Source organism: uncultured Acinetobacter sp. (assembly GCF_947624825.1).
GTDB lineage: Bacteria > Pseudomonadota > Gammaproteobacteria > Pseudomonadales > Moraxellaceae > Acinetobacter.
This window is the reverse complement of sequence record NZ_CANQLZ010000071.1, coordinates 1-10832: the sequence shown is the minus strand read 5'-3', so window position 1 is coordinate 10832 and position 10832 is coordinate 1. Positions and strand designations below refer to the sequence as shown.

The 10832-nt window shown below is 36.6% G+C and carries 10 protein-coding genes; 5 read left to right on the top strand and 5 right to left on the bottom strand.

Annotated features, from left to right (window positions below):
* Positions 1-135: 135 nt before the first annotated feature.
* Complete coding sequence (locus Q0017_RS12220) at positions 136-1569, bottom strand: methyl-accepting chemotaxis protein (protein WP_298147240.1); 1434 nt, start codon at positions 1567-1569, stop codon at positions 136-138.
* Positions 1570-1606: 37 nt separating this feature from the next.
* Between Q0017_RS12220 and Q0017_RS12215 the strand changes: the two genes are divergently transcribed.
* The 4 genes from Q0017_RS12215 to Q0017_RS12200 all read left to right on the top strand — a co-directional run bounded on the left by Q0017_RS12215 (position 1607) and on the right by Q0017_RS12200 (position 4851).
* Positions 1607-2701, top strand: a complete 1095-nt coding sequence (locus tag Q0017_RS12215) for a tyrosine-type recombinase/integrase (RefSeq protein ID WP_298147237.1) — start codon at positions 1607-1609, stop codon at positions 2699-2701.
* Between the two features lie 170 nt (positions 2702-2871).
* Positions 2872-3963, top strand: coding sequence for a hypothetical protein (locus Q0017_RS12210; RefSeq protein WP_298147234.1), 1092 nt, complete (start codon positions 2872-2874; stop codon positions 3961-3963).
* Between the two features lie 106 nt (positions 3964-4069).
* On the top strand, positions 4070-4387 hold the full coding sequence (locus Q0017_RS12205) for a DUF6172 family protein (RefSeq protein ID WP_298147231.1): 318 nt from the start codon (positions 4070-4072) through the stop codon (positions 4385-4387).
* 2 nt (positions 4388-4389) lie between these two features.
* Positions 4390-4851, top strand: coding sequence for a DUF1456 family protein (locus Q0017_RS12200; protein ID WP_367277117.1), 462 nt, complete (start codon positions 4390-4392; stop codon positions 4849-4851).
* Between the two features lie 73 nt (positions 4852-4924).
* On the opposite strand, the gene Q0017_RS12195 is transcribed toward Q0017_RS12200, so the two are convergent.
* The 3 genes from Q0017_RS12195 to Q0017_RS12185 all read right to left on the bottom strand — a co-directional run bounded on the left by Q0017_RS12195 (position 4925) and on the right by Q0017_RS12185 (position 8766).
* Positions 4925-6442 carry a DUF3360 family protein gene (locus Q0017_RS12195; protein WP_298147229.1) on the bottom strand — a complete coding sequence of 506 codons (1518 nt, stop codon included), beginning with the start codon at positions 6440-6442 and terminating at the stop codon, positions 4925-4927.
* A gap of 523 nt (positions 6443-6965) precedes the next feature.
* The gene (locus tag Q0017_RS12190) at positions 6966-7982 is read right to left on the bottom strand and encodes a ParB/RepB/Spo0J family partition protein (protein ID WP_298147227.1); all 1017 of its coding nucleotides are present in this window, start codon (positions 7980-7982) and stop codon (positions 6966-6968) included.
* Positions 7975-8766 carry a ParA family protein gene (locus Q0017_RS12185; RefSeq protein WP_298147225.1) on the bottom strand — a complete coding sequence of 264 codons (792 nt, stop codon included), beginning with the start codon at positions 8764-8766 and terminating at the stop codon, positions 7975-7977. The genes Q0017_RS12190 and Q0017_RS12185 overlap by 8 nt, the downstream gene beginning before the upstream one ends.
* 328 nt (positions 8767-9094) lie before the next feature.
* Between Q0017_RS12185 and Q0017_RS12180 the strand changes: the two genes are divergently transcribed.
* Entirely contained in the window at positions 9095-10540 is a 1446-nt protein-coding gene (locus tag Q0017_RS12180) for an NAD-dependent succinate-semialdehyde dehydrogenase (RefSeq protein ID WP_298147244.1), read from the top strand.
* A 17-nt stretch (positions 10541-10557) separates the two neighbouring features.
* On the opposite strand, the gene Q0017_RS12175 is transcribed toward Q0017_RS12180, so the two are convergent.
* A partial coding sequence (locus tag Q0017_RS12175) for a transposase (protein ID WP_298147222.1) occupies positions 10558-10832 on the bottom strand: 275 nt, incomplete at its 5' end.

Genomic DNA, 10832 nt, shown 5'->3' with positions numbered 1-10832 from the left:
GCGCAAAAAGGTATAAACAACAAACTAAGTGGGAACACTAAGTGAGGTCTTATAATCAGGGTTTCTATAATCAAAAAGAAAGGCTGCGCCCCTTAACTAAAAGGGGCATTAGTGGTAAAAATTACACTGACTACTTTAAGTTTTAAATTGGCTCACTTGTTCGTTAAGCGCTACTGACAGTTTTGCTAAGTCAGTACTTGCTTGCGTTGTTTGTTCTGAACCTTCTTTATTTTGTGTTGACAATTCATTAATATTTAATATATTGCTATTAATTTCATCTGAAACTGCAGCTTGTTGTTCTGCTGCACTAGCAATTTGTGTATTCATATCAGAGATTAACTGAATAGCCGCACTAACTAAATCTAAAGCAGCGGTAGTTTCTTTTGCATGACTTATTGTTTCAGCTGCCTGCTTTCGGCTTTCAGACATCGCCTTATAAGACTCATCTGCTTCTTTTACTAAATTTTCAATAGTGGTATGAATCTCTATAGTGCTTTGCTGAGTTCTTGCTGCTAAACCACGCACTTCATCAGCTACTACTGCAAAACCACGCCCATGTTCACCTGCACGTGCCGCTTCAATCGCAGCATTTAAAGCAAGTAAGTTAGTTTGTTCAGCAACAGAGCTAATGACATCCATAATAATGCCAATATTTGCAGTGCCTTCTTTTAAATGATCCAACGTTATGGCTGTTTTTTGAATACTTTCATCTAAATCAGATAACGTTTCTAATGTTGCTTTTAGGCGTTGCTCACTTTTTTGTGCTTCACTCATCGCATTTCTAGCAGCATTAGCAGCCTGACTAGCATTAATCGCTACTTCTTGTACTGTAGCTGTCATTTCATTCATAGCCGTAGCCACTTGATCTGTTTCCAAACTTTGCTGGTATATTGTCTGCGAGCTTTGTTGTGTTACAGCTGAAAGCTCTTCAGCAGCAGCTGAAACAGATAAAGAAGACTGATGGATTTGCTGTACAAGAACTTGAATTTTGCTAATAAAAGCATTAAAAGCTAAATTAATTTGAGTTAGCTCATCTTTACCATCTAGCGACAATCGCTGAGTTAGATCACCATTGCCTTCAGCAATATCACGTGTTCTTACTAACATAGTATTTAATGGTTTTTTAATTGAATTAATAATTAAAAAAATTAAACTAGTCATACTAAAAATAGAAATTATAAAGATAATAATAAACTTTACAGCATGTTCCCACATTAAATTTCTTACAGTATCTAAATAAATACCATTAACAATAACTAAATCCCAAGGCTGAAAGTTTTTAAAACGCACTAATTTAAGAACAGGATCAGAGAAACCATTCTTATTCCAAGTGTATTTAGTTCTTCCTTGATTTACTTGATTTGATTTTTTTAAAATATCTTGAATAAATGCAAAACCCTGAGGATCTCTTCTTTCTCGCATATTGGTTTTTTCAAGGTTTTTATCGGGATGCATTACTGCTAAACCTTGTTTATCCAAGAAGTAATTTGATATATTGTAATACAAAAAATTATTAAAACCTTTGAACAAAAGGAAAAACCTTTGAATGCCAGAAATATTTAATAGCATTCTTCTCATAAAAATTAAATTAATAAGCTTATAAAAAATGAATAAACTATTGCAAAAAAACAATTTAAACGAAAATGAAAGTAAGTTTAATCAACTTTCTAATGATATAAAATTTAGCTTATCTAGTGGAGGGAAGTCAGGTAATAAAAACTATTCACCTGCTGAAATGTATATTAACTCTCTTGAATCTAAAGCAAGTAAAAAAACATTTATATCTCACCTTAATTGGGCAGTTAGAGCATTAGCTCAGCATCAGCAATACGATTTAGAATCAGTGATTGATCAAAAGTTTTTAGATCGCCTTTACCTAAAGTTTGATTGGACAACACTTGAGATGGGGCACGTTGAGCTAATAAAGCAATTGCGTAAAAATACGGCCACTCTTTACCGTGGCCACACACAAACGTCTAGCCCTTCATCAGTAAATGGTTTACTAACAGCCATTCGGGGAGTTGCTAAAAAAGCGGTTGCTTTAGGCTTAATGCCTTATGAGCGTTTAATACAAATTAACGATGTGAAAATGGATAAAGGTTTTAGGGTTTCTGAACCAACCATATTAAAAGAAGAAGAAATTAAAACTTTACTTTTATCTTGTGTTAATGATTTAACTGCACGGGGTATAAGGGATGCAGCCATTATTGCAGCCATGCTAGGTTGTGGACTTCGGCGAGGTGATTTAGGCGCTATTAAAGCTGAGTCTTACCGTAATGGGCAATTTCGTGTGGTGGGTAAGGGCAATAAAGAAGCCATATTACACTTACCTAGGTGGGCTAAACCCTATGTTGAAGAATGGCTTTTTAGTTTGCGTGACCCTGAAATTCATGGCCCCATGTTTTGCAGAATAAGAATTGGTGAAGAACTGATGCGTAAAGAAGGTTTGTCAGGCGAAGGGGTTGCTTGGATATTAGAACAGCGAGTAAAAGAAAGTAAATTACTTTGCAAAATTAAGCCACATGACTTGCGTCATACGTTTGCTGAACGCATGCGTGAACGTGGTGAAAGCTTAGCAACCATACAGGATGCGCTACGCCACTCATCACCTATAACTACCCGCAATTACTTAAAGAACAATGACAAAACTTTAGAAAAAGCAGCAGCTAGGGATAACTTTGAATTAGTACCTAATATTTAAAGTTTTTTCAGTTCATAAGATTGCTGCTGAAAAAACAGCATTAATAATGTAAATTAAGGTGGCTGTTTAGACTGTAATACAGTTTTTTAGCAGCAGATTCAATAATAAGGCTAACATGCCTAAAGACATCAACCCACACACAGAGCTAGCATAGCTTGTAAGGATACCCAATGGCTTGTCACGAAAAATCATTCAGTAGCTATCAACGTGAAGCAATTGACAGAGTAAAAGCTTTGATAGGCGATACACCGTTTGAGTATGAAAAAAGTGCCAATAATCACCTAAGAGTAAAAATTAGTGGAATAGATAGAATGTTTTTTACTGGCTCCACGCCTTCTGATACACGCTCAATTGATAATTTTATAGGTGATATTCGAAGTGAAATGAACCGGATTAAAGTATTAAATTCAAAGCAATCCATTCCTACAGAGCCGCCAAAATCACTGATCAAAGCCAATGAAAGGAAATCAGCTCAAAATTTTATTAATGATATCACTCAAAGTATCAACAAAAAAATTAAGTATGAAATAGAGCACATTAAAAAGGAAGAAGAGAAAATGTTAACAACACTTGAGAGCTGCAATGATGATTTAGGCCAGAATATACGTGATTTTCGTAAAAACTTAATAAAAAATGAAATTGAACAAAAAATGGCTTCCAAAGGAAAACTATTTATTCCACCAGGCTTAGTTAAACAATGCCATGGGCAGATTGATGAATACCTAGGTAATATGCTGCCTAAAATACCAGAGTACCAAAGTAAGCTATTAGAAAAAGTCTATTTGCATTCACTTTCTAGCCAGGAAGAAGAAGGAATAAAAGAAAATGGATCAGAAGAAAAACAACAGTTAAATCTTAAAGTTACTATTTCTGAAGTGGCTAAATCCATAAAACCACAAGAAAAAACACAACAAGAAAAAGAAATACCAAAACCCAATGCATCAGTTGAAATAGTGCCTGCCAATATAAAACAAAAAGCAAAAATGGCAAGTCCAGAAATAGAACCATTAGAATCCAGTCAAAACCAATCAGAGGCAGGGCAAGACACTCTAAATACAGTGTTGACTAGCCTAGTTAATGCCAAGTCTAATAAACGCGTGGCGATGATTAAAACCTTACCTAAACAAAAAATAATTGCCTTAATTGAAGACTTTAAAAGGGCATTAACTCAAAAGCACCAAGATGATATTAATTTTTTAGCAGAGCAAATGCAAAGTCGTGGTATAAGCTTAGATGAGCTAGAAGCTGCCTTATCTAAATAACAAAACAACTTAACGAACAGTGATAGAATGCTCGTAAAATTGCCTTTCAGTAGTTTAGGTTTTTGTTAGTTTACAGCAACCGTTTCCCATTCCTAATAGGATTTAAATGAAAAAATTATTTAAGTTAGAACACCCTAAGATTAAAGTGCCTCGTGTTGTGGATTCTGTAAAACATGAGATAAAAAAATACTTAAAAAAAGAACGCAGTACACCACTGCCTACAGGTGCTAGGTATTGGGGTTTTAATTGTAAAATTGGCGAATCAGAAGAAACAGCGACTGATGTGCATTTATCATCGCTATTAAAAAGTGTGGATGCCTTGGTTGAAAAAAACAGTATGACTATTTATGTTGAAATAACACCCGAAGCCATTGAAGTTGCTGAGCCTGAGCCTATTGAGCCCATAGCTGAACAGGAGGTTTAGTCATCAATAATAATGATATCTTACGTCGGGTACGCTATATTTTTGATTTTAGTGACCCACTTATGCTTTCTATGTTTGAATTGGGTGGCTACACAGCAACCAAAACTGAATTGATGGCTTGGTTAGCGCGTGAAGAAGCACCTGAGTTTATTTTGTGTGACGATGAAACCATGGCACGCTTTTTAAACGGACTCATCATAAAAAACCGAGGGTCTAAGGGTGATGAAATACCTAAGCCTGAAAGTGTATTAAGCAACAATATTATATTACGTAAGTTAAAAATTGCTTTAAATTTACAGGCAGATGATTTGCTTGAAATGCTTCAGTTAAGCAACTTCACGATTAGCAAACATGAATTGAGTGCGCTGTTTCGCAACCCTAACCATAAAAACTATCGGCGGTGTTTAGATCAATTGCTTCGTAATATTCTTGATGGCATGGAAAAAAAGTATAGAAAGAAATAAGTACAGCTAAAATCTGCATGCAAACCGGTAAGTGCTAAAAACACTTACCGGTTAACTGCAACCTGCTTAGTATCTAGTGTCGAAAGTTAGACATTAATGCTGGAATACCAGGCAACATTCCAACCATTGCCATCACACCTGTTAAAATAATAAACACAACCAATGGAATGATCCAGCGGCTCATGTGCGGCAATTCAGAACTTCTTTCTTTGCAGCCAATAAGCCCTAAGTTATCAAGTAAAATAGTAATTGACCAACCAAACGCTGGGTTAACTAAAGCTGAAGAAAACACGACAATAGCAGCTGATTGCGTTGTTTTACCTTCACGTGTCATTTCCATACCGGCTTCTAACAAAGGAATAAACACACCAACAATTAACGCAACGCTTAGCACTGGTGGCCAAATGGCTAAATCCATTGGATAACCCCAAACGCCTGCAATAACACAAAATACAGCAGTTAAAATAGCACCTGCTGGAATTGGGCGCTTAGCAATTGCTGCTGGCACTATGTAAGTTCCCCATGATGAAGCAAAGTTAGCACCACCTAAAAGAGAACCAAAGGTTTGCCTTACCGATGCACTTAGCATGGTGTCATCAATGTTCATTTGCACTTTTTCAGTACGTTCTGGATAACTAATTTTTTGAAATACTTGATGCCCTAAAAAGTCGGGCGACCACATAGCTACAGCAAGAATTGCAAAAGGTAATACAACCACAAAGCTTTCTAATGTTGGTAAACCTAACATCCAACCCGTGCTTTCACCCCACCAATAAGATGGGTCTATGATCGGTAAACCAGGCCCTGTTTTAAAATCAAAAGGTGCACCCAAAGAAGAAGCGATTACACCACCTAAAAGGCAGCTTAGCGGCACTGCTAACCAGCGCTTATTGATACTTTCTAATGTTGCATAAAGCACGATGGTGGCTAAAATAACAATGAAGGCGATGTAAGTCATTCCAATGCCTTCAGCCCAAGTAAACAGTTTTGCTACTTGTGATGTGGTACCAATAAATCCAAGGTAAAGCAGTAATCCACCACAAACACCTTTACTTGTTAGCTTTGCCAACATGCTTCCGCCTTTACTAAAGGCTAAAATTAAACCAAAAGCACCTATTAATAACCCAAATGCCATTGGGTGACCCCCTGCAGCCACCACAATAGGTATTAATGGAATCAAGGGGCCATGAGTACCTGCTAAGTTTGCTGTAGGTAAAATAAACCCTGAAAATAAAATAATAAAAAAAGCAACGATAAGTAACTCGTAGCGTACGTTCTCTAAAATAAAAGTTTCACTTAAACCTAAGGGTGCAGCAAAGGTCGCCGCAATAGCCGCCACCATAACAACTTTACCAATGGTTGCTGCCATAGCAGGTACCGCATCTTCAAATTCAAAGCGGTAATCTCTAAAAGGTAAGTTAGGACGCCAGCGCTTAGGCTGCATTATTTGTAATTCATGCTCAAGGTATTCATTCCTACTAGAAAATTCAGAGCTAGACTTATGAAGGTTTACATAGCTTGCAGAATCATCTTGAGCACCTAAACCCTGCTTAGCTTCAGATGGGATTTCGTTTTTTGATCTTATTTTCATTACCTCTCCTATTACATTTTTTTGTCTAAAAAACAAGGCAATCTTAACTTCAAGCTGCTTGTTATTATAGTTTTATAGAATTAATTAGACTCTAAACCAATTACATTGACGTAAAGGTCATGCATAGTACACAAAAAAAATTCAGATGGTAATATTTAAAACCATTTATTAGCATTAAATTCAAAAAAACTGATTAAACCAAGCATTAAAACCTTATACTTAGTAAGGGTTAAGTAAAGAAACCCTTATAACAAAGCCTATATATAAGCAATGCTTATGCATTATTATAAATACTTATTGGTAAAAAAATAATTTTTAAAATACAGTAAAAAATAGAGATTAGGCATAATTTCAAGCAAATAAACAGGGAAGAATTGAGCAAGTCAAAAAAAGCGCCTTATGGCAATCAGCGATACGTATATTATTTGGATTTTTTCATGTAATTGAGGTTTTAATTTAAAAAATCTGCACAATTAAATAGCTGTAAATTATTACAAAAATTTACAGCTAGGTTGAAAATAAATTAAATATGATGAACTGAATTGATTCTAATGGTTGATGTTTCTACACAAACATTAGTACCATCTGCTAATTTTATCCAACACCAAGTATTTTCAATAGCGTTATCCATTTCAGCTAAACGGGTAGTTAATAGCTGACCTACAATTTTTTTGCCATTAGTAAGCTTAGCCTCAACACTGGCATTAAATTTTTCAGATTGAATGGGTCGATGATTTCTTTTGTAATGTATTTTATCTAAATCCATTACTGTCTGTTTATGTTTAGATGAAACAACTGCTTTATTATTAATCTGCAAAGCTTTTAAAGTATTATAAGCTTCCGTCACTGATTGACGAGTCGCAGTGCCTTTTTTAATTTTATCAGCTAGCTCACTACTGGCAACAATAGAGATTTCATCAATTTTACGCAAAATACCTATTAACATAGTATCTGAGGTATGCCCTTCTTCAAGCAATGCTTTAAGGTAAGTAGGTAAACCTATTAGGCTTAAATACCTTGATACCCAGCCTTCTGATTTGCCTACCTTTTCAGCAATAATCGCTTGTGTAACGCCCATTGTCTTTAACTGATCAAAAGCACCTGCTAGTTCCAATGCTGTTAAATTATCACGCTGTAAATTTTCAGTAAGCTGAAGTGTAATGCGGTTTTGCATATCGCTTGGCATATCAATCAGTGTAACTTTTGCTGTTTTAGCCTGATTTATACTTAATGCGCGAAACCTGCGCTCACCAGTAATTAACAAATAGTTATCAACACTTAGCTTAGCGACTTCAAGTGGGTAACGCTGCCCTTCAGTAGCTAACTGTTTAGCCAATTCCATTAATTTATCATGATCAAATTTATGACGAACTTGTTTTTCAACTTTTATTCTTTCTAGGGAAAGATTAAAAGTATCACCAGTTTTTAATTCAACTTCCTCTTGCTTTAATAGGCTTTTATTTGGTGTGCTTTTTCTTAAAGGTATTTTAAGTTCTTTAAGTCCGTCTAAGTACCCTTTATTTTCATCTAACTTACTCATAAGAAACACCAATGCGCTTAAAAATATCTTCAATAGCAATGGTTAACTCTACTTTAGCAAGCCGAGCTGCCCCTGTTTTAATTTTCCAAATGGGTTTAGATTGATTAGTTGCTTGATCTATTGGTGAACGATTAGCTATAACACCCTCCATCACTAGGTTACCAACTTTATCCCTTAGTTCTTTCAAAGCTTGATGATGCTGTTTAGACCTTGCATTAAATGAATTAACTAAAATGCCTGCCACTTCCAAATCTTCTTTACCAATATTTTGTAATTGCTCAACCACTTTAAATAAACCACCAACACCATCCACAGCAAAACCAGATACTTGGATTGGCATAATTATTTTGTCAGCCATAATAAGACCCGCTGATAAAAGTCTGCCTAAAGAAGGTGGGCAATCAATGATGACTAAATCATAATTTTCGGCAATGGTTTCTAAATTTATTGATGGATTTATAATCGTATCTATGGGTGCTGCTTCTTGAGCATAAAGCTGATCATCATTAATTTTGGCAGGAAGTAAATCAATACCATAATCACCTTTAAGGGTAACTACCTGCTTTAAATTAGGTTTAAATAAATCAACTGAACGCGTAACTGAAGGTGGTATATTCTCTATTTTTTCACGGCCTGCAATTTTAGCACTCGTATTCCCCTGGCCATCCATATCAACAACAAGTACTTTTAGCCCCTTTTCTGCTGCGTAATAGGCAGTCTGCAATGTTAACGTTGACTTCCCAACGCCGCCTTTTTGGTTAGCAAATGCAAGTCTTATAGCCATAAATTTATTCCTTAAGGTAATAGTCTTACCAGTATGATTATGAAGCCACTAAATGACAAATGGAATAGAGTCACTTTTTCAGGTCACTGTTAAAGCTAAGTAATTTGCTGCTTATCTAAAATTAAAGCCCTGCAATCTTTATCATGATAAAGATTTTATTCAAAAAACTTGCTCAAGCACCTATTTTTCACAAATTAATGGGGTTAGAAAGTGCGTTTTACTCAGTAGTTTTCTTTGATAAAGCCCTGCAATCTTTATCATGATAAAGATTTAGCTAAAAGAGTAGGGTAAAGTCCACTCATACAACAAAATTCAAAAGGTGCTTGAAATGTTAAAATTTATAGTAAATAAAGGGTACATAAAAGGTCAGTGGGTTGATGCGCACGATAAAAAAACGTATGAAATATACAACCCTGCTACCGGAGAACTATTAGCTAGCTTGCCTTCTATGGGGCGCATAGATACTGAACAAGCCATTATTGCCGCAAAAGCAGCTTTACCTAAATGGCAACAATACACAGCAAAAGAACGCAGCCAAATTTTACGGCGCTGGTTTGATTTAATCATGCAACACCAAGATGAACTTGCCGTTTTGATGACACAAGAACAAGGGAAACCTTTGGCTGAGGCTAAAGGTGAAATTGCTTATGCTGCTTCGTTTGTAGAATGGTTTGCTGAAGAGGCTAAACGAATTAATGGTGAAACTTTACCCGGTCATCAACTAGATAAGCGCCTTTTAGTATTAAAGCAACCTGTTGGAGTTGTTGCTGCCATTACACCTTGGAACTTTCCATCAGCCATGGTTACTCGTAAAGCAGCGCCTGCTTTGGCAGCTGGCTGCACACTTATACTGAAGCCTGCACCACAAACACCACTTTCAGCCTTGGCTCTTGTGCAGCTTGCAAAACAAGCGGGTGTGCCTGCTGGGGTTTTTAATGTAATTACAGCAAGTGAAAGCGATGCATATAAAGTAGGCGAGGTGCTGACTGCAAACCCTAATGTAAGAAAATTATCTTTTACAGGTTCAACAGCAGTGGGTATTCAATTAATGCAAGCCTCTGCACCTACATTAAAAAAGCTCTCACTTGAATTAGGTGGTAATGCTCCCTTTATTGTTTTTGATGATGCCGATTTAGATGCTGCTGTTGAAGGCGCTATTATTTCTAAATACCGCAATGCAGGACAAACGTGTGTGTGTGCAAACCGTATTTATGTGCAAACCAAAGTCTATGATGCTTTTGCTGAAAAATTTGTTGCTGCTGTTAAAAAGCTAAGGGTTGGTTCAGGCATTGAACCAGGGGTTGAAATTGGTCCACTAATAAATCAAAAAGCAGTAGATAAGGTTGAGCGTCACGTACAAGATGCACTAGATAAAGGCGGTAGGTTATTATTAGGAGGTAAGCGCCATGCTTTAAGTGCTAATTTTTTTGAGCCAACAGTTATTGCTGATGCAACTAAACACATGCACGTTGCTAAAGAAGAAACATTTGGTCCGTTAGCGCCCCTTTTTTGTTTTGAAAGTGAAGCTGAAGTTATTGAGCTAGCAAATGACACTGAATATGGTTTAGCTGCGTATTTTTATGCCCGTGATTTATCACGAGTTTGGAAGGTTGCTGAAGCACTTGAATATGGCATGGTGGGTATTAATACTGGATTAATTTCTACTGAAGTAGCACCTTTTGGTGGTATTAAATCTTCTGGGCTAGGACGTGAAGGATCAAGCCATGGTATTGATGAATATTTAGAAATGAAATACTTGTGCATGAGTATTTAGTTGACATCCTCCCTGCCCTAAAGGGCAGGGATTCCTACGCCTAGACGGCCATGTCCGACCGCAAGAATGTTCTTGGCCGCATTAACATCACGGCAGTCGTGCGTGACACCACACGCACTGCAAGTCCAGTCTCTTATTCGCAAACCTGCGATACCTCTCGGCCTGTTGTCGGGCAATTGACCGCAACAACTACAGGTTTGGGTGGTGTACGCCTCATTAACTACCTTAAAAACAATGCCTGCGTGATCGCACTTGTATTCCAGCATTGTTTTTAATTGACCCCAGCCAGCGT